At 74.0% G+C, this 17,600-nt stretch carries 20 protein-coding genes; 8 read left to right on the top strand and 12 right to left on the bottom strand.

What is annotated here, in order from left to right:
- The first annotated feature begins 148 nt into the window (after positions 1–148).
- The gene (locus tag DT076_RS01100; RefSeq protein ID WP_114125189.1) at positions 149–769 is read left to right on the top strand and encodes an ACT domain-containing protein; all 621 of its coding nucleotides are present in this window, start codon (positions 149–151) and stop codon (positions 767–769) included.
- A 9-nt stretch (positions 770–778) separates the two neighbouring features.
- Here the strand turns inward: DT076_RS01100 and DT076_RS01095 are convergent, their stop codons facing one another.
- Positions 779–982: a hypothetical protein gene (locus tag DT076_RS01095; RefSeq protein WP_114124801.1), complete on the bottom strand. Its 204-nt coding sequence runs from the start codon at positions 980–982 to the stop codon at positions 779–781.
- Positions 983–1,044: 62 nt separating this feature from the next.
- Here DT076_RS01095 and ligA point away from each other — a divergent pair, with 62 nt between their 5' ends.
- The 4 genes from ligA to DT076_RS01075 all read left to right on the top strand — a co-directional run bounded on the left by ligA (position 1,045) and on the right by DT076_RS01075 (position 5,477).
- The gene (gene ligA, locus DT076_RS01090; protein ID WP_114124800.1) at positions 1,045–3,243 is read left to right on the top strand and encodes an NAD-dependent DNA ligase LigA; all 2,199 of its coding nucleotides are present in this window, start codon (positions 1,045–1,047) and stop codon (positions 3,241–3,243) included.
- 32 nt (positions 3,244–3,275) lie between these two features.
- Positions 3,276–3,962 (top strand): hypothetical protein, encoded by a 687-nt coding sequence (locus tag DT076_RS01085; protein ID WP_114124799.1) that lies wholly within the window; start codon positions 3,276–3,278, stop codon positions 3,960–3,962.
- A gap of 45 nt (positions 3,963–4,007) precedes the next feature.
- Positions 4,008–5,021: a phosphotransferase enzyme family protein gene (locus DT076_RS01080; RefSeq protein ID WP_114124798.1), complete on the top strand. Its 1,014-nt coding sequence runs from the start codon at positions 4,008–4,010 to the stop codon at positions 5,019–5,021.
- Positions 5,022–5,087: 66 nt separating this feature from the next.
- A complete protein-coding gene (locus DT076_RS01075) occupies positions 5,088–5,477 on the top strand; it encodes a tautomerase family protein (RefSeq protein WP_114124797.1) in 390 nt (129 codons plus the stop codon).
- On the opposite strand, the gene DT076_RS01070 is transcribed toward DT076_RS01075, so the two are convergent.
- Genes DT076_RS01070 through DT076_RS01060 form a run of 3 tightly spaced genes read right to left on the bottom strand, consistent with a single transcriptional unit; the run spans position 5,459 to position 8,008 of the window.
- Positions 5,459–6,364: a transglutaminase domain-containing protein gene (locus DT076_RS01070; protein WP_114125188.1), complete on the bottom strand. Its 906-nt coding sequence runs from the start codon at positions 6,362–6,364 to the stop codon at positions 5,459–5,461. The genes DT076_RS01075 and DT076_RS01070 overlap by 19 nt on opposite strands.
- 58 nt (positions 6,365–6,422) lie before the next feature.
- On the bottom strand, positions 6,423–7,328 hold the full coding sequence (locus DT076_RS01065; RefSeq protein ID WP_114124796.1) for a protein kinase family protein: 906 nt from the start codon (positions 7,326–7,328) through the stop codon (positions 6,423–6,425).
- A gap of 56 nt (positions 7,329–7,384) precedes the next feature.
- Positions 7,385–8,008 carry a TetR/AcrR family transcriptional regulator gene (locus DT076_RS01060; RefSeq protein WP_114124795.1) on the bottom strand — a complete coding sequence of 208 codons (624 nt, stop codon included), beginning with the start codon at positions 8,006–8,008 and terminating at the stop codon, positions 7,385–7,387.
- Positions 8,009–8,179: 171 nt separating this feature from the next.
- Here DT076_RS01060 and DT076_RS01055 point away from each other — a divergent pair, with 171 nt between their 5' ends.
- The gene (locus DT076_RS01055; RefSeq protein WP_114124794.1) at positions 8,180–8,647 is read left to right on the top strand and encodes an ester cyclase; all 468 of its coding nucleotides are present in this window, start codon (positions 8,180–8,182) and stop codon (positions 8,645–8,647) included.
- A gap of 109 nt (positions 8,648–8,756) precedes the next feature.
- Here the strand turns inward: DT076_RS01055 and DT076_RS01050 are convergent, their stop codons facing one another.
- Entirely contained in the window at positions 8,757–9,254 is a 498-nt protein-coding gene (locus DT076_RS01050; RefSeq protein WP_114124793.1) for a MarR family winged helix-turn-helix transcriptional regulator, read from the bottom strand.
- 145 nt (positions 9,255–9,399) lie between these two features.
- On the opposite strand from DT076_RS01050, the gene DT076_RS01045 reads away from it, so the two are divergent.
- A complete protein-coding gene (locus DT076_RS01045; RefSeq protein ID WP_233493555.1) occupies positions 9,400–10,158 on the top strand; it encodes an SDR family NAD(P)-dependent oxidoreductase in 759 nt (252 codons plus the stop codon).
- 117 nt (positions 10,159–10,275) lie between these two features.
- Here the strand turns inward: DT076_RS01045 and DT076_RS19265 are convergent, their stop codons facing one another.
- From DT076_RS19265 to DT076_RS01020, 5 genes are all read right to left on the bottom strand, one after another.
- Complete coding sequence (locus DT076_RS19265; protein ID WP_158548011.1) at positions 10,276–10,875, bottom strand: class I SAM-dependent methyltransferase; 600 nt, start codon at positions 10,873–10,875, stop codon at positions 10,276–10,278.
- Positions 10,876–10,975: 100 nt separating this feature from the next.
- Positions 10,976–11,992: a uroporphyrinogen decarboxylase/cobalamine-independent methonine synthase family protein gene (locus tag DT076_RS01035; RefSeq protein ID WP_114124790.1), complete on the bottom strand. Its 1,017-nt coding sequence runs from the start codon at positions 11,990–11,992 to the stop codon at positions 10,976–10,978.
- Positions 11,989–13,191 carry a tRNA 2-thiouridine(34) synthase MnmA gene (gene mnmA / locus DT076_RS01030; RefSeq protein WP_199538865.1) on the bottom strand — a complete coding sequence of 401 codons (1,203 nt, stop codon included), beginning with the start codon at positions 13,189–13,191 and terminating at the stop codon, positions 11,989–11,991. Before mnmA ends, DT076_RS01035 begins: the two co-directional genes overlap by 4 nt.
- Before the next feature lie 177 nt (positions 13,192–13,368).
- The gene (locus tag DT076_RS01025) at positions 13,369–13,599 is read right to left on the bottom strand and encodes a hypothetical protein (protein ID WP_114124788.1); all 231 of its coding nucleotides are present in this window, start codon (positions 13,597–13,599) and stop codon (positions 13,369–13,371) included.
- A 47-nt stretch (positions 13,600–13,646) separates the two neighbouring features.
- Positions 13,647–14,525 carry a phytanoyl-CoA dioxygenase family protein gene (locus DT076_RS01020; RefSeq protein ID WP_114124787.1) on the bottom strand — a complete coding sequence of 293 codons (879 nt, stop codon included), beginning with the start codon at positions 14,523–14,525 and terminating at the stop codon, positions 13,647–13,649.
- A gap of 56 nt (positions 14,526–14,581) precedes the next feature.
- Here DT076_RS01020 and DT076_RS01015 point away from each other — a divergent pair, with 56 nt between their 5' ends.
- Positions 14,582–15,448, top strand: coding sequence for a helix-turn-helix domain-containing protein (locus tag DT076_RS01015; RefSeq protein WP_114125187.1), 867 nt, complete (start codon positions 14,582–14,584; stop codon positions 15,446–15,448).
- Between the two features lie 9 nt (positions 15,449–15,457).
- On the opposite strand, the gene DT076_RS01010 is transcribed toward DT076_RS01015, so the two are convergent.
- Together DT076_RS01010 and DT076_RS01005 are read right to left on the bottom strand one after the other, a co-directional pair.
- The gene (locus DT076_RS01010; RefSeq protein WP_114124786.1) at positions 15,458–16,606 is read right to left on the bottom strand and encodes a cysteine desulfurase family protein; all 1,149 of its coding nucleotides are present in this window, start codon (positions 16,604–16,606) and stop codon (positions 15,458–15,460) included.
- A 34-nt stretch (positions 16,607–16,640) separates the two neighbouring features.
- Positions 16,641–17,597 carry an electron transfer flavoprotein subunit alpha/FixB family protein gene (locus DT076_RS01005; RefSeq protein WP_114124785.1) on the bottom strand — a complete coding sequence of 319 codons (957 nt, stop codon included), beginning with the start codon at positions 17,595–17,597 and terminating at the stop codon, positions 16,641–16,643.
- Positions 17,598–17,600 lie beyond the last annotated feature (3 nt).

Below are 17,600 nucleotides of genomic sequence, written 5' to 3'. Positions count from 1 at the left end.
TCGGACGGGTTCCGGCGGGTGGCCGGACCGACTGCTCATCCTAGGGGAACACCGCCGGTGCGCGGGGGTCGTCGCCGCCCGACCGGCCGGCCGGGAGGCGGACCGTGACACCCCCGCAACACCGATGGGTGAGAATGGCCGTGTGTTCCTGATGCGCGTCTCGCTCCCCGACCGTCCGGGCTCGCTGGGCCTCATCGCCAGCGCGGTGGGCACCGTGGGCGCCGACATCCGCTCGATCCAGATCGTCGGCAAGGAGCACGGACAGGCCATCGACGACTTCACCCTGACCCTGCCGAACGGGGCGATGCCGGACAACCTGGTCAGCGCCTGCACCGCGATCGAGGGGGTGCGGGTGCTGTGGTTCTCCCGCTACCCCGAGGGCGGCAGCCTGCAGTCCGACATCGAGGCGCTGGAGCGGATGCAGCGCCATCCCGACCAGGCCGCCCAGCTGCTCACCGAGTCCGCCCCGCTGGTCTTCCACGGGCACTGGGCGCTGCTGCTCGACGGCCGCGCCGGTGAGGTGGTGTTCGGCACCGACATGGCGCCCGAGCTCACCCCCGAGGGGATGCAGGCGCTGGGGCCGCTGGAGGAGATGCACACCGTCGAGCTGCCCAGCGACTGGTTGCCGTCGTGGGGTGAGACCACCGCCGCGGTGGCCCCGGTCGGCGACGGGTTGAGCATCGTGGTCGGGCGCCAGGGCGGGCCGGAGTTCCTGGCCTCGGAGCTGGCCCGGCTCAAGCACCTGTGCGGGATGGTGGCCAGCGCCTGAGCCGGCGGGTCAGCCGGTCGTCAGCTGGGTGACCAGGAACCAGAAGACCCCGGCCACCACGAGCAACGCCCCGACGAAGGCCGGCACCACCCAGAACCGCGCGCGCTTCTTGCTGCGGGTGCTCGGCACCAGCTCCGGACCCCAGTCGCCGAGGTTGGGACGGACCTGGGCGGGGGTGCGGCCGTTGAGGTTGAGGTCGGAGAAGAGGCGCACACCGGCAGCGTAGCCGGGTGCCGTAGCCCGGCGCTGTCGGAGCGTCCGGGCAGAATGAGCACGTGACGAGCACCGACGAGGGTGAGCCCGTGGTGGCCGGCGAGGCCGCCACCACCGAGGTCCAGCAGCGGGTCGCCGAGCTGACCGCACGGCTCGAGGAGGCCCGGCTGGCCTACTACGACCGCGACGAGTCGATCATGTCCGACGCCGAGTACGACCGGCTCGAGCGCGAGCTCCGGGCGCTGGAGGAGGCGCACCCCCAGCTGCGCCGGCCCGACTCCCCCACCCGCACCGTCGGTGGCGTGGTCGGGGCCTCCTTCGCACCGGTGGAGCACCTGCAGCGGATGCTCAGCCTCGACAACGCCTTCACCGCCGAGGAGATGGCCGAGTGGGACGCCCGCGTCCGGCGCGAGCTGGGCGAGCAGTCCTTCTCCTACCTCACCGAGCTGAAGATCGACGGCCTGGCGGTCGCCCTGGTCTACGAGGACGGCGAGCTGGTGCGGGCGGCCACCCGCGGCGACGGCCGGGTCGGTGAGGACATCACCGCCAACGTCCGCACCCTCGCCTCGGTGCCGCAGCGGCTGGCCACCGACGACCCGCCGGCGCTGGTCGAGGTGCGGGGCGAGGTGTTCTACCCGGTGGCGGAGTTCGAGCTCCTCAACGAGGCCCAGGCCGCGGCCGGCAAGCCGCCCTACGCCAATCCCCGCAACACCGCCGCCGGTTCGCTGCGGCAGAAGGACCCGGCGGTGACGGCGTCGCGGAAGCTGGCGATGTACGTGCACGGGATCGGCGCCCGGCAGGGGGTCACCGTGCGCAGCCAGTCCGAGATCTACGCGCTGCTGGCCGGCTGGGGGCTGCCCACCAGCCCGCACACCGAGGTGCTCTCCGACCTGGACGCGGTCAACCGCTACATCAAGCGCTGGGGCGAGCACCGCCACGACGTCGAGCACGAGATCGACGGGGTCGTGGTCAAGGTGGACGAGTTCGCCGCCCAGGGCCAGCTCGGCTCCACCAGCCGGGCCCCGCGGTGGGCGATCGCCTTCAAGTACCCGCCGGAGGAGGTGACCACGAAGCTGCTGCACATCGACGTCAACGTCGGCCGTACCGGCCGGGTCACCCCGTACGCGGTGATGGAGCCGGTCACCGTCGCCGGGTCGACGGTGGAGCTGGCGACCCTGCACAACGCCTTCGAGGTGAAGCGCAAGGACGTCCGGATCGGCGACACCGTGGTGCTGCGCAAGGCCGGCGACGTCATCCCCGAGGTGCTCGGCCCGGTGCTGGCGCTGCGCACCGACGACGTCCGTGAGTTCGTGATGCCCACCGAGTGCCCCTCCTGCGGCAGCCCGGTCGGCCCGGTGCGCGAGGGCGACAAGGACTGGCGCTGCCCCAACGCCCAGCACTGCCCCGCCCAGCTGCGCGAACGGGTGTTCGCGCTGGCCGGACGCGGCGCCTTCGACATCGAGGCGCTCGGCTGGGAGGCCTCGATCGCACTGGTCGACCCCGAGCACGGACGTCCGGCCGACGCCACCGAGCCGCGGCAGACCCCGGTGCTCACCTCCGAGGCGGGGCTGTTCGACCTCACCGTGGACGACCTCGCCGACGTGCGGGTGTGGCGGCGGCGCAAGCGGGGCGGGGTGGAGCAGCCGCCGGCGCTCGAGCCGTTCTTCTACACCGCCGGCAACGCGAAGAACCCGCCGGCGCCGCGGGCGACCACGGTGACGCTGCTGGAGGAGCTGGAGAAGGCCAAGAGCCAGCCGCTGTGGCGGGTGCTGGTGGCGCTGTCGATCCGCCACGTCGGCCCGACCGCGGCACGGGCGCTGGCCCAGGCGTTCGGCTCGGTCGAGGCGATCCGGGCGGCCAGCACCGACGAGCTGGCCGGCACCGACGGGGTGGGCCGGATCATCGCGGAGTCGGTGCAGGAGTGGTTCACCGTCGACTGGCACCGCGAGATCGTCGAGCGGTGGGCCGCCGCCGGGGTGCGGATGGCCGACGAGGTCGACACCGCCACCGAGAAGACGCTGGAGGGGCTGACCCTGGTGGTCACCGGCTCGTTGGAGGGGTTCACCCGCGACGAGATCAAGGAGGCCATCCTCAGCCGCGGCGGGAAGGCGTCGGGGTCCGTGTCGAAGAAGACCGACTACGTGGTCGTCGGTGAGAATGCGGGGAGCAAGGAGGCGAAGGCCCGCGAGCTGGGACGTCCGGTCCTGACCGAGGAGCAGTTCGTCGTCCTGCTGGAGCAGGGGCCGGCCGGGCTCGGGTGACCCGGCGGGGCGGACGAGCGGAGGAGCGGGACATGGGCACGCGGGACGCACGACTCTCCTCCCGTCCGGTCGACGTCATCCGGCTGGCGCTGTTCGCCGCCGTCGGGGCGCTCGGCATCGGCTCGATCTACCTCGGGCTGGGCGGGGCCACGCTGCTGTCGATGCTCGCCTTCGCCGTCACGGTGGCGATGGTCACGGTCAGCTCGTCGCGCCGGGCCGAGCGCTCGGTGCGGCCTGCGCTGGGACGTCCGGAGGCCACCGAGATCGGGCTGCTGCTGGTGGTGCTCGGGGTGGTCGCCCTGTTCGTCCGCTTCGCACTCGGGGTGGCCGACTCCGGCGCCGCGTTCCCCGCCTGGCTGTGCGCGCTGGCGGCGGTCGGGCTCAACCGCCTGCTGCGGTACGGCCGCGGCTACCTCGTCGGCACCGAGCGCGCCGAACGCTGCCTCGGGCTGCTGGAGGCCGAGCTGGCCTCGGCCGAGCTGACCGCGCCGGGCACCGACGACGTCGCCGACCTGCGGGCGGAGCGGCACCTGGTCCGCCGCGCGCACGACGCGCTGGCCCGTGAGCTGGACCTGCTGGCGGCCGAGCAGGTCGGCTGGGACGACGTGGAGGCGGCCCGCCGCGACGCCGTCGAGCTGCTGCGGCGGTTGCCGCGCCGCGGCGAGCGCGAGCGTCCCGCGGTGCCGTCGGTCGCGTTGTCGGTGCGCCGACGCGGCTGAGGAGGGCGCGTGCGCGCGGGCTGCGCCCGCTGAGAGGGTCGGGGCGTGGAGACGTCGACCGCCGCAGGCTCGGAGCCGATCGCCGACGCGCTGCGTGGCGCGCTCCAGGACGCCTTCGCCATCGCCGTGGACCGGGCCGAGCGCATCCACTCCGGAACCGCCTCGGACAACTTCCGCATCACCGCCCGCGACGGCGGACGGTGGTTCGCCAAGGTGCACCGGTCGGCCGGCGCGGCGGCGGCCGCTGCCAGGGCGGTCGAGCTGACCGAGTTCGCCGGACGGGGCGGGACGCCGGTGCCGGGTCTGCGGCGGAGCGTCGACCGTGCGGTCGTGGCGCGCAGCCACGGTCTGCTCCTGTCGGTGTGGGAGCTCATCGACGGCGAGACCGCCGAGACCGGCCTGAGCGGTCGGCGCTGGCACACGGTCGGTGCTGTGCTCGGTCGGCTGCACCGCCATCTGGCGAGCCACCCCTCCGGGCCGCCGGCCAGCGCCGATCCGGTGCGGCTGCTCGACCTGGATGCCGCCGCTGCCGCGTACGACGCGCTGGTCGAGCGGTACCGCCGCCCCGCCGCGGCAGCGGGCGGGTTCGGCCGGTGGGCGCTCGACGCCCTCGGTCAGCGGCGTGCCCTGCTGCCTGCGGTCCGCGCCGTGCTGCAGCGGCTGCCGCCGCTGACGGAGCAGGTGCTGCACGGTGACCTGGCGGCGCCGAACGTCCTGCTGCGCGGCGACGACGTGGCGGCGGTGATCGACTTCCAGCCGCCCACCCGGGGGTTCCTGGCGTGGGAGATCGCCCGCATCGCCGGCGACCCGCGCACCCTCGCGGTGCCGCGCTGGCGGACCGAGCTGCCCGGTCTCCTCGACAGCTACCGGGCCGCGCACCCGACGGTGCCGTCGGCCGACCTGGACGGGGTGCTGGCCGTCGGCGCGGCCTACACCCTCGCCTCGACCTACCCGCTGTCGGTCCTCGTCGACCGCCGCGGCCGGGCCGACCACGCGTTGCAGACCTACGCCCGGCAGCGTCACGCGGCGGCGCTGGCGATGTTCGAGGCCTGCTCGTAGGCGGATGCGCCGCCCAGCCGGGGTCCCGGGATCCGCCAGACAGCAGGGGCGGGCTAGCGTCTCGCCATGGCACAGGTCGTCGTCTACGGGCACCGGGACTCACTCCGCGCGCGCAGAGCCGCGCTCTCCGACGCCATCCACGGTGCGGTGATGGCGGCACTCGGCTACCCCGCCGAGAAGCGCTTCCAGCGCTTCATCCCGCTGGACGACGAGGACTTCATCCACCCCGACGACCGTGGCACGGACTACACCATCGTCGAGATCTCCCTGTTCGAAGGGCGGTCCGAGCGCGCCAGACGACAGCTGATCCAGGAGCTGTTCGACAGGATCGAGCAGGCCACCGGCACGGCGCCGCACAGCGTGGAGATCACGCTGTTCGAGACACCGAGGGCCAGCTGGGGCATCCGCGGGATGAACGCCAGCGACCTGCAGCTCGGCTACGCCGTCGACGTCTGAGCAGGTCCGGTCTCCCCTCCCCGATGCGCCAGCTCGACGGTCCTGGGGGGCAGGTCGAACGGGGAGTAGGTCGTCACGCGGTCGCCGGGGTGCAGCCGGTCGTCCTCGCGGTAGCGCGCGGCGAGCTCGTCCTCCGCGGACGCGTCGCCGGCGTCCGCTGCGACGAGGAGCCGGGCCAGCTCGTCGGTCTCCGTCGGCTCCAGCGGGTGCTCGGTCGCCTCCCAGGCGTCCCACAGCAGCATCTCGTCGCCGAAGCGGTGTGCCACCTCGAAGACGACGTAGGTGCGGACGAAGTCGGGGCCGGCGAGCTCGGGGGCGCCGTAGACGCCGTACCGGCTGAGGTCGCGGTCCCCCGCGCGCCAGCCCAGCCAGGCCTCGGCCGCGGTCTCGAACGGCGCGTGGGGACCGGCCGGGATGTCGAGGACGTCGAAGGGGTGCCCGTCGCCCAGCTCGGGGTCCGCCCGCCGCCACCGCCCGTCCTGCCAGCGCTCGGCCACGACGTGGTCGGCTGCCCAGTCGGAGGCGAAGTAGTGGGCGAAGCCGACCCGGGTCCGGGCCGGGACGCCACGCTGGCGCAGAGCCCCCACCACCAGCAGCGAGTGGTCGCGGCAGCAACCGGCCACCTTGTCGGCGGTCGCCCGGGGCCGGCTGAGGTCGTCGGGATGACGCCGGGAGTCGAGGTCGAGGATGACCTCGACCCAACGGCTGTCGACCTCCGGCCAGCGCTCCTGCGGCAGGTCGGGCAGCTCGGCGCGGTAGTGGGCCACCAGGTTGCGCGAGACGGCGCACAGGCTGGCCAGGTCGTCCGGCACCTCCCGCAGCCGGGCGGCGTGGCGCCCCGGGTCGGAGAACCGGGACTGCCGGGCGAAGGCGTCGACGTCGACCACCACCCGATCGTGGCAGATCGCGGCGCCGCATGACAGCCCGACGTCCCCGCGGAGGGCGTCAGCGTGCGAGGACGTCGACGGCGTGCTCGAGGGTGGTGACCAGCTGCTGGGGCGGATGCTCAGGGTCGGTGTCACGTAGATGGGTGAGACCGCGCAGCAGGATGCGCACCGCGAAGGTCTCGGCGGGCACTCGGTGGCGGTAGAGGTACCGCTCGACCAGCCCCAACCTGGCGCCGGTGGCCCACCCGGGATCGTCGGCCCAGAACCAGAACTTCGGCAGACCGATCAGCGGGTCCTCGAACACGGCATGCTCGAAGTCCACCCAGCCCACCCGACCTCCGTCCTCCGTGAGGACGTTGAGGGGGTTCAGGTCTCCGTTGGAGAAGACCAGCGGTCTGCGGTGGACGGCGAGATGCACTCCGAGCAGCTCGATCGCCCGGTCGGCCAGGGGGCTGCTGATCCGGTCGCTGTCGCCGGCGAGGACGTCGGCCAGCTCGTCGTCGAGGGTCCGGCGGGCCAGGTGCCGGCTCCCGGGCAGAGCCGCCAGCGGCTCGGTGAGGACGTGCAGCTCCTCGACCGCGGTGGTCCAGAGCCGGCAGGTCCGGTCTCCGGTCGCGAGGTCGGGCACCTGCAGCCATGGCAGCACCTCACCCGGTAGGGGCGTCATGACGAGGACATGGAAGGGGCCGCTGTCGGTCTGCACGGGCACGGGGCCGGCGAGCAGGCGTGGGGAGCGGGCGCCGACCTCGGACAGGAGCCGCAGGGCGGTCGCCTCGACGTCGAGCCGGCTCGACGCCGCAGGCGCTGCCTTCGCCACGCACTCCACCGGCCCGGCCGGCGTGATCACCGTCAGCCGGGCCGGGAACGGCAGCGGGTGCCGGCGGTAGGCCCGGACGTCCCCGACCCGACTGCCGGGCGCCACCGCGTCGGCCGCCGCCAGGTGGATCTGCTCCTCGGTCCGCACCGGACCGGACGCTAGCGCCGACCGGTGCGCCTCGCCTCCCCTTTCCTCGCGCCCGCCTACCTGCCCGCGGGGACTGCCTGACTCGCCTGGCCGGTCCGCGGCAGCAGGCCGATGGCGGTCTCGGCCACCCTCTCCAGCCGGTCGCCGTCCATCCCTGCCTTGCCGAGGGCCTCCATGCCACGAAGGACGGCCAGCACGAGGGTGGAGAGCTCGTCGGCGTCGGCCGCGGGGTCGAGGTCGCCGTGACGCTGCGCGGCGCGGATCTCCTCGGCCAGTGCCGTGGCGATGCGCTCCAGCGTCCGCCGGGATCGCACGGTGACGTCGGGGTCGTGCTCGGAGAGCTCGGCCGTGCCCTTCGCCAGGAGGCATCCGCGGTGGAGTCCGTCGGCGGCGATCCCGGCCGCCGCCGCACGGATGTGGGCGCACAGTCGGATGAAGGCACCGTCGTCCGGGCCGGTCAACCCGTCCGCCACTGCGTCGGCGATGCGCGCGCAGTAGGCGTCGAAGACCCGCAGGAACAGCTGCCGCTTCCCGCCGAAGGCGCCGTACAGACTGCCCTTGCCCAGGCCGGTCGCCGCGGCGATGGCGTCCATGCTCGTCCCGGCGTAGCCCGTGGTCCAGAACTGCTCGCGCGCACGCTCGAGGACCGCTTCCTCGTCGAACTCCCTCGGTCTGGCCACGCCTCCAGGCTACCCGTTATTGACGATTCGGTCCATTACCGATTAGGGTTTTGGACGACTCAGTCAATTACACGCTCGGTGAGCCAGGAGCCAGCCATGGCCAGGACCCGACGGGTCGCCCTCGGTCCGGCAGGGCGGCGGCCTGGCGGACCGAGCAGAGGAGGAGCAGAAGTGGCGAGCAACGAAGAGGTGGTCCGCGAGGCCTATCGGCTGGCCGAGGGGGACGTCCTCGATGGAGACGGCTTCCGCGCCCTGTTCACCGAGGACGGGACGTTCAACGACGTACCGAACTCGCTGACCTTCCGCGGAGACCAGATCCCGCACGCACTGGCCGGCCTCGCGAGCGCCTTCCCCGACATCCACCGCGAGCTGCTCGGCGTGCACGCGTTCGGTGAGGTCGTCGCCGTCGAGCTGCGGATCCAGGGGACGCATCTCGGCGAGTTCCCGACCCCGGTCGGCGCGATCCCTCCGACCGGCCGCCGGATCGACGTGCCGACGGCAGATCTCTGGTACCTCCGTGAGGGGAAGATCGAGACCTTCAACTGCTACAACGCGGCGAATGTGTGGCTCGCCCAGCTCGGAGCCACTCCCGACTTCAGGTCAGCGATCGAGGCCGCCAAGACCGCCGCAGGGGCCTAGCCGTACGGTGCGCCGGCCGAGGCGCCTCGCGGCATGCCCCTGTTCACGTCACCGCGAACGGCTCCTGGACCGATCACCAGGTCGACGTGCATGGCAGCCGGTCCGTGCCTCACGACGGCTCCCAGGCGCCTTGCTCACGGATCGCCGTCGTGATGCGCCGGCTGATCTCGCGCAGCTGACGTGCCTGCGCCCGCGTCAGCCGGTCGAGGACGAGCCGGTGCACGACCTGCACGTGGCCAGGGGTGGCGTCCAGGACCTTCGCATGGCCGGAATCGGTCAGGACTGCCAACGTGTAGCGCCCGTCGACCGGGTCGGGCGTCCTCCGCAGCCAACCCCGAGACCCCAGGCGTGCCGCCGCTCGTGACAGCCGCGACAACGAGCTGTTCGCATAACCCGCCAGGACACTCATGCGCAGCGTGCGCTCAGGCGCTTGAGCGAGCGCATACAGCACGCCGTACTCGAAGTGCGTCAGCTGAGCGTCCCGCTGCAACTGGCTGTCGAGGGCGGCCGGCAACCACTCCAGCAGGGTCGCGAGGGCGGCCCAGGTCTCGAGGTCGTTGCCGGCGAGCGACGCCGGTGGACCGGAACTCTCCCGCGGGTCGCCCATGGTGACAGCCTAGGTGCAGCGCCGGCCCGACCTCGACACCTTGACTTGCACAGGAAAGTCATTAGGTTGAGGCCTGACTTTCTTCGGCAAGTGATCAAGAGGGGCGGTACCGGTGGAGCTTGGGCTCGAGGGCAAGAGGGCGTTCGTGAGCGGGTCGACGCAGGGGATCGGCTACTCGATCGCCCGGGCCTTGCTCGCCGAGGGTGCTGAGGTCATCGTCAACGGACGCAGTGCGGAGCGGGTCGACGCTGCGGTGCGCGAGCTGAAGAGGGCCGTCCCCCACGGGACCGTCTCCGGACTGACGGCCGACTTCGCCGAGCCCGAGCAGGTGCGAGAGCTGCTCGACGGGCTCGACGAGATCGACGTCCTCGTCAACAACGTCGGCGTCTTCGAGGTCGGCACCTTCGGCGACATCAGCGATCGTGACTGGCAGCGGTACTTCGACATCAACGTCATGAGCGGTGTCCGCCTGTCGCGTCACGCCCTCCCGAGCATGCTGGGCAAGGGATGGGGCCGGATCATCTTCATCGGCAGCGAGGCCGGCGTGGATGTTCCTGCTGACATGACCCACTACGGGACCACCAAGGCGGGCGTGCTCGCACTGGCCAACGGGCTCGCCAAGACCACCCGTGGCACCGCTGTCACCGTCAACACGGTCCTGGGCGGGCCGACGTACTCCGAAGGGGTCGCTTCCGCGGTGGAGCAAGCGGCCGAGGCGCGTGGTGTCCCCGCCGATGAGATGAGAAGTGCGCTCGCGACCGCTCGCGCGACCTCGTTGCTGCAGCGCTTCATCGAGCCCGACGAGATCGCGCACCTGGTCACCTACCTGGCCAGCCCGCTCTCCTCGGCCACGAACGGTGCCGCGCTGCGCGCAGAGGGCGGAGTCCTCACCACCACGCTCTGAGGCGAGGAGCGGGCGCGGCGCCCGGCTGGCCCCTTCCGCACCGGCCGCCTCGTCGTCGGCCCGGACAGCGACCCGCACTGGCCCAGCCTGCTCAGGACGGCGCTGGAGCGGCTCGGTCTACCGGGCGATGCGGACGCGGGCGCACTGGTAGTGCCCGCCGTCGGCGAACCGGTCCCAGATCTCGAGGGACTCGACGGTGCCGACGGTGCCCAGCAGCGCCACGACCTCGTCGTCGGTGCGCTGCTGGAAGAACCGGCCGGCCTCGTCGATCCGGTCCTGCGGGGTGTCGGCACCCCACAGGCCGATGTCGAGCAGCCCACCGGGTCGGACCACCCGTCCCAGCTCGGCGACTGCGACGTCGAGGTCGTCGCCCTCCAGGTGCATCAGGGTGCTCATCGTCCAGCCGGCGTCGACCGAGCCGTCGGCGAACGGCAGGGCGGTCGCCGAGGCCACCACCGCCGTCAGCCCCTGCTCCCGGCACAGCACCACGCCCACCGGCGACAGGTCGACCCCGGCGTAGTGGAGCCCGGAGCCGCGGAGCACGACGCCGTCCCGCCCGGCGCCGCAGCCGACCTCGAGCACGGACCGGAGGCCCTCGCCGCGGCAGCGCGCGGTGAAGTCGGTCAGCCGGGCGGTGCGCTCCGGACCGAGCGGACGGTCGCGCCGGGTCGGCAGCTCCTCGGCGTAGTAGGCGAGCAGACGGTCGCGGACTCCCACGCCCGCACCGTAGACCGGCCGCACCCGCGCGGTAACAGCGCCACCCGCAGCTCGGCCCTTCGACAGACTCAGGGCGCTGCGGCCGGGTCGGGCGGTCTGGTCAGCGGCTGAGCTCGTCGGTGACCAGCTGGGCGGCGCGGACCAGGTGGCGCAGCACCGCGGTGGCCGGGCCGGCGGTCCAGCCGGCGAGCCCGCAGGCAGGGGTGAGCAGCACCCGCTCGGCGACCTGGGGGCCCAGCTCGAGCGGTCGCAGCAGGTGCAGGGCTCGGTCGGTGAGGCGGTCCGGGCTGAGCACCGCGTCGGCGACGCCGGTCGGCTGGATCCCCAGCCCGACCTCGGCCCGGCCGGCGTCCAGCGTCTCGGCGAGCAGGTCGACGTCGGCGCGGCTGAGCCGGTCGACGTCGAGCAGCAGCCGCCCGACGCCGGCGTCGAGGACGAGCCGGACGTCCAGCCCGGCGGCGCAGCAGTGCAGCGCCACCTGCTCCGCACCGGCGTCGCGCACGGCGCCGGTCACCGTCTCGAGGGCGGCGGAGAGCTCGGCCGGCTCGACCGCGCGGTGCCGGGAGAACCCGCTGGCGGTGCCGATCCGGCCGTCCTGGACGGCGGGCAGGGCCGGCTCGTCGAGCTGCACGGTCAGGCTGAGGGCGGGGAGCCGGCGGCGCAGCTCGGCCACCAGGTCGCCCAGCCCCTCGGCCAGGCTCTCCCCCAGCTCGCGGCGGGCGCCGGAGTCGGCCAGCACCCGGTCGCCGCGCGGGCGCTCGACGGTGGCGGCCAGCGTCCAGGGCCCGGCGGCGGTGAGGGCGAGCGGACCGCTGTAGCCCTGCGCCTCCTCCTCCAGCAGGTCGAGGTCCTGGCGGAGCAGGGAGATCGCCCGTCGGTGGTCGATGCCCGGGGCGTCGGTGAGCCGCCAGCCGGCCGGCTGCAGGTCGAGCCCGAGCCCGACCAGCATCGCCGCGGTGCGCCCGGTGGTGCCGGCGTGCGCCCCGCGGTCGGGCAGCTCGGGCAAGTAGGGCACACCCGGGCTGCCGTTCTCGCCGAGCTCGCCGAGGGTGAGCCGGATCGCGCCGGCGGGGTCGGTGCCCGGCCAGGAGCCTATCCCGGTGGCGCGGGCGGTCACCGCGCGCTCACGGGGACGGAGGGCCCTTCGACAGGCTCAGGGCGCTGGGACGAGGTCGGCTCAGGGCGCTGGGACGAGGTCGGCTCAGGGCGCTGGGACGAGGTCGGCTCAGGGCGCTGGGGTGGGGTGCGGTCGGTGGTGGCGATGGTGGCGCTGCCGACGACGCGGGTGCCGTCGTAGAGGACGACGGCCTGGCCGGGGGCGACGCCGGTGGCCGGAGCCGACAGGCGGACGTGGAGGTCGCCGTCGACCAGCTCGGCGGTGGCGGGCAGCGGCTCGCCGCGGGCGCGCAGCTGCACCTCCCCGTGCCAGCCCGGGGCCGGCGGGGCGGCGGTCCAGCGCGGGCGCACCCCGGTCAGCGCGTGCACCTGCAGCGCCTCGCGCGGGCCGACGGTGACGGTGTTGTCGACCGGGGAGATGTCGAGCACGAACCGCGGACGCCCGTCGGCGGCGGGGACGCCCAGCCGCAGCCCGCGGCGCTGGCCGACGGTGAAGCGGTGGCTGCCGGGATGCCGGCCGAGCACGGTGCCGTCGGCGTCGACGACGTCACCGGGCCGCTCCCCGAGCCGGTCGGCGAGGAAGCCGGCGGTGTCGCCGTCGCTGATGAAGCAGATGTCGTGGCTGTCGGGCTTGTCGGCGACCAGCAGCCCGCGCCGCGCCGCCTCCGCCCGCACCTCGGCCTTGGGGCTGTCGCCCAGCGGGAACGCCGAGCGGGCCAGCTGGTCGGCGGTGAGCACCCCGAGCACGTAGGACTGGTCCTTGCCGGCGTCCACCGCCCGGTGCAGCTCGACGCCGTCGGGCCCGTCCACCAGCCGGGCGTAGTGACCGGTCGCCACCCGGTCGAAGCCGAGCGCGACGCCCCGCTCCAGCACCGCGGAGAACTTGATCTTCTCGTTGCAGCGCAGGCAGGGGTTCGGGGTGCGGCCGGCGGCGTACTCGGCGACGAAGTCGTCCACCACGTCCTCGGCGAAGCGGTCGGAGAGGTCCCAGACGTAGAAATCGATGCCCAGCACGTCGGCGGCCCGCCGGGCGTCGTGGGCGTCCTCCTTGGAGCAGCAGCCGCGGGCGCCGGTGCGGAAGGACTGCGGGTTCTTCGACAGCGCGAGGTGGACTCCGGTCACCTCGTGACCCGCGTCCACCATCCGCGCGGCGGCCACGGCGGAGTCGACCCCGCCGGACATCGCGACCAGAACCTTCACGTCGGCCGAGCCTACCGACCCGGTCCGACGACGACGGCGCCGAGCCCGGCACGGGCAGCTGCCCGCTGGTCACATCGTCGACAGGCTCAGGGCGCTGTGGTCACGTGGCCTTTCGACCGGCCCAGGACGCGGTGGCTCAGCAGGCTGTCGACGGTCTCAGGCGCTGCGTCCGTCGGCTCAGTCGAGCCGGGTGCCCTCCAGCACCTTCGGGGCCCACCCGTTCTGGCAGAACCGGCAGCGGACCTCTTCCTGGCCACTGCCGAGCGGGATCACCGGGATCCAGAAGACGTGGATCCAGGTGCGCACGCCCAGCCGCTCGTACCCGCGCGGTTCCAGGCAGTACGGGCAGCGGAACGACCCGGACTCCAGCAGCTTGCGGCGCACCCGGGTGCCGAAGAAGAAGATCATGGCCTGATCGTCGCACCAGCGCCCGCGGCCGACCTCAGCGGATGCGGTCAGTGGTTGCTGGGCACCCAGCCCTCCCCGCAGGTGCCGCCGAAGGCCGAGGCGTCGATGTGGACCTCCGAGCCGTCGGCCGCCAGCAGCGGCTGGTAGCTGTTCGCCACCTCCCGGCTGCCCTCGGGGATGTAGTGGAAGATCAGCGAGCGGCGGAACCGGTCGGCGGTGGTGTTGGGCTTCGAGCCGTGCACCAGGCTGCCGTGGAAGATCAGGGCGTCGCCGGCCTTCATCTCGGTCTGCACCACCCGCAGGTGGTCGGGGATGTGCACGGTGATCGAGGTGAACGACTCGGCGGCGTCGGCCTCCTCCGGGCAGGAGATCTCGTAGCGGTGGGTGCCGGGCACCACGCCGAGCGCCCCGTTGGCCTCGTCGCAGTCGTCGACGGCGATCCAGGCGGCCACGCAGGTCTCGGGGTGGGACTGCAGGAAGTAGTTGTCCTGGTGCATCGCCTGGCCGCGGGCGCCGGCGGGCTTGAAGTAGAACATCGACTGCGCGGCCCAGACCGGGGCCTGGAGGGCATCGCGGACGCGCCCGACCACCCGCTCATCCAGCAGCCAGCGCCGCGCCAGCCGTCCGGGGGCGTGGTCGCCGCGGTGCGGGTGGATCATCCGGGGGTAGGCGCGCAGCGGGTCGCCCTCGGGGATCTCGTCGAAGGAGCCGCCGGTGCCGTCGGTCTCCATGTGGGTGGTGAAGGCCTCGCGGACCTCGGCGATCTCCTGCTCGTCGAGCAGGCCGCGCAGCTGCACCGCACCGTTGCGGCGGTAGGCGTCGGCGAGCGCGGCCGGGTCGACGGCGTCGGCGGGGAAGGTCTCCAGGCCGGTCACGTCGGAGACGTCGGGGTGACCGGCGGGAGCCTCGGAGAGGGTGTTCGTCATACCTCTCAGCCTGGTCGGACCGGCCGGGGTGTGGAATGGGCACCGAGGTCACGGACATGGAGGATCCTGCTGTGTCGTTCGAGACGCCCGCGGTCGAGCTGCCGCCTCCCGCCGTCCGCCGGGTCAGCGCCGGCGAGTTCAGCGAGGGGGTGCGCTACCACGTCCGGCGCTCCCGCGGCACCGACGACTGGCTGCTGCTGCACACCGTCGACGGTGCCGGGCTGCTGCTGACCGCCGACGACCGGCAGATGGCGGTCGGCGCGGACCAGGCGGTGCTGGTGCGACCGGGGACGGTGCAGGAGTACGGCACCGACCCCGCGGCCGGCCGCTGGGAGCTGCTGTGGACCCACTTCCGCCCACCGCCGACCTGGGTGGCGCTGCTGGACTGGCCCGAGGTGGCCACCGGTGTCGGGCACCTGCGGCTGGGTGCGGAGGTGGCCGAGCGGGTCCGTCGGGCCCTGCTGGACGCCGCCCGCGCCAGCCGGATGGCGGTCGGGCGGCCCGAGCTGTTCGCCCAGAACGCGCTCGAGGCGGCGCTGCTGTGGTACGACACCCAGAACCCCCGGCAGCGGCTCCTGGACGAGCGGGTGCTGCGGGTGCTCGAGCACATCGACGCCCACCTGGCCGAGGACCTCGACGTGCAGGACCTGGCCCGGGTGGCGCACCTGTCGGCGTCCCGGCTCAGCCACCTGTTCAGCGCCCAGGTGGGCAGCCCGCCGCTGCGCCACCTGGACGCGCAGCGGATGGAGCTGGCCGCCGAGCTGCTCGAGCTGACCAGCCAGCCGGTGGCCGAGGTGGCGCGGCGGGTGGGCTATGGCGACCCGCTGTACTTCTCCACCCGCTTCCGCCGCCGGCACGGGGTCAGCCCGACCCGCTACCGCCGCGAGCGCCGGGGTCAGCAGCAGGAGCGGCCGATCGGCTGAGGCGGTCGGTCAGCCACCGACCCGGCGGGCCCGCTCGACGGCGCCGGGCAGCGCGGTGAGCAGGGCGTCGACGTCGGCCGCTGAGGACGCGGCGCCGAAGGAGACCCGCAGCGACCCGCGGGCGGCCTCCTCCCCCGCCCCCATGGCCAGCAGCACCGGGCTGGGCTGGATGACCCCGGCCGAGCAGGCCGAGCCGGTCGAGCAGTCCAGACCGGCGGCGTCCAGCAGCATCAGCAGGTCGTCGGAGCGCAACCCGTCGAAGCCGAGGTTGACGATGGCCGGGGACGTCCGCTCGCCCCCGTGCACCCGCCAGCCGGTCAGGTCGGTGGCCGCCAGCCCGTCGAGCAGCCGCGTCCGCAGCCCCACCCAGGTGGCGGTCCGCTCGGTGCGCCGGGCCACCGCGTCGGCGCAGGCCGCGGCGAGGGCGGCCGCGAGCGCGGTCGGGACGGTGCCGGAGCGCAGGTCGCGCTCCTGCCCGCCGCCGTGCCCCACCGCGGCCAGCGCCAGCCCGCGGCGGACCAGCAGGGCCCCGACGCCGACCGGCGCGCCGAGCTTGTGGCCCGACACCGTCATCAGGTCCAGCCCGCTGCCGGCGAAGGAGACCGGCTCGCTCGCCACCGCCTGGACCGCGTCGCTGTGGCTGCTGGCCCCGGCCCGGCGGCAGTCCTCGACGAGGCGCTCGACCGGTTGCACGGTGCCGGTCTCGTTGTTGACCCACATCACCGAGGCCACCGCGGTCCGCTCCCCCAGCGCGGCCCAGGCGGAGTCGAGGACGCGGCCGTCGGCGTCCACGCCGAGACCGACCACCTCCGCGCCCTCGGCGGCGAGCGCGGCGGCGGTCTCGGCCACCGCCGGGTGCTCCACGGTGGAGACGGCCACCTGGTCGCGGCCGTCACCACGGCGGGCCAGCCAGCTGCCGCGCAGGGCGAGGTTGTCGGCCTCGGTGCCGCCGGAGGTCAGCACCACCTCGGTCGGGTGGGCGTCCAGGCTGGCCGCCAGCGACTCGCGGGCCTCCTCCAGCAGCCGCCGAGCGGCGCGGCCGGAGCGGTGCACCGAGGACGGGTTGCCGGTCAGCTCCAGCGCCTCGAGCAGGGCCTCACGCGCCACCGCGCTGATCGGCGTCCCGGCCGCGTGGTCGAGGTAGGTGCGCAGGCTCACGGCCCCATCCTGCCCCGACGAGCCCAGGACGGCCTCAGCCGCGGGCGTCCCGGAGCTGCTCGGTGACGGCCGGCAGCACGGTGTGCAGGTCGCCGACGACGCCGAGGTCGGCCATCTCGAAGATCGGCGCCTCCGGGTCCTTGTTGACCGCGACCACCGCGCGCGAGGTCTGCATCCCGGCGCGGTGCTGGATCGCCCCGGAGATCCCCGCGGCCACGTACAGCTGCGGGGAGACGGTCTTGCCGGTCTGGCCGATCTGGTAGGCGTGCGGGTACCAGCCGGAGTCCACCGCCGCCCGGGAGGCGCCGACCGCGGCTCCCAGGGCGTCGGCGAACGCCTCGACCGCGGCGAAGTCGCCGCCGGTGCCACGTCCGCCGGAGACGACGATCGCGGCCTCGGTCAGCTCCGGGCGTCCGGTGGCGGCCTTCGGGCTGGACTCGAGCACCCGGACGGCCGTCGAGGTCTCCGACAGGGTCACCTGGACGGTCTCGACGGCCGGTTCGACCGGGGCCTCCTCGGCCTCGACCGAGTTCGGCTTGACCGTCACCACCGCGACGTCGGCGGTGCTGGCGGCCTCGACGGTCCAGCTGCCGGCGAACACCGACTGCCGGGTGACCACGCCGCCCTCGCCGGACCGGACGTCGGTGGCGTCGGTGACGAGCGCGGCGGTCAGCCGGACCGCGAGCCGGCCCGCCACGTCCTTGGCGTCGGGGGTGGAGGTGAGCAGGACGACCGACGCCTGCCGGTCGCCCGCCAGCTGAGCCAGGGCCTCGGCCCGCGGCGCGGGCAGACCCTCCTGCAGCGCCGGCTCGGCCGCGGTGAGCACGGCGGTCGCGCCGTACCGGCCCAGCGTCTCGACCACACCCCCGGCCGGCTCGCCCACGACCACGGCCACCGGCTCGCCCAGCCGCCGGGCCAGGGTGAGGAGCTCCAGGGTGGGCTTGCTGACGCCCTGCTCGCCGGCCTCGGCCAGCACGATCACCGATCCCATCTC

The sequence above is a fragment of the Desertihabitans brevis genome, from assembly GCF_003327535.1.
Lineage (GTDB): Bacteria > Actinomycetota > Actinomycetes > Propionibacteriales > Propionibacteriaceae > Desertihabitans > Desertihabitans brevis.
This window is presented reverse-complemented; position numbering and strand designations above follow the sequence as displayed.

Excerpts from the sequence above, each read along its gene's own strand:
- DT076_RS01085 (WP_114124799.1), top strand. The coding sequence starts at position 3,276 with ATGGGCACGCGGGACGCACGACTCTCCTCCCGTCCGGTCGACGTCATC.
- DT076_RS01075 (WP_114124797.1), top strand. The coding sequence starts at position 5,088 with ATGGCACAGGTCGTCGTCTACGGGCACCGGGACTCACTCCGCGCGCGC.
- DT076_RS01050 (WP_114124793.1), bottom strand. The coding sequence starts at position 9,254 with ATGGGCGACCCGCGGGAGAGTTCCGGTCCACCGGCGTCGCTCGCCGGC.
- DT076_RS01025 (WP_114124788.1), bottom strand. The coding sequence starts at position 13,599 with ATGATCTTCTTCTTCGGCACCCGGGTGCGCCGCAAGCTGCTGGAGTCC.
- DT076_RS01020 (WP_114124787.1), bottom strand. The coding sequence starts at position 14,525 with ATGACGAACACCCTCTCCGAGGCTCCCGCCGGTCACCCCGACGTCTCC.
- DT076_RS01015 (WP_114125187.1), top strand. The coding sequence starts at position 14,582 with ATGGAGGATCCTGCTGTGTCGTTCGAGACGCCCGCGGTCGAGCTGCCG.
- DT076_RS01005 (WP_114124785.1), bottom strand. The coding sequence starts at position 17,597 with ATGGGATCGGTGATCGTGCTGGCCGAGGCCGGCGAGCAGGGCGTCAGC.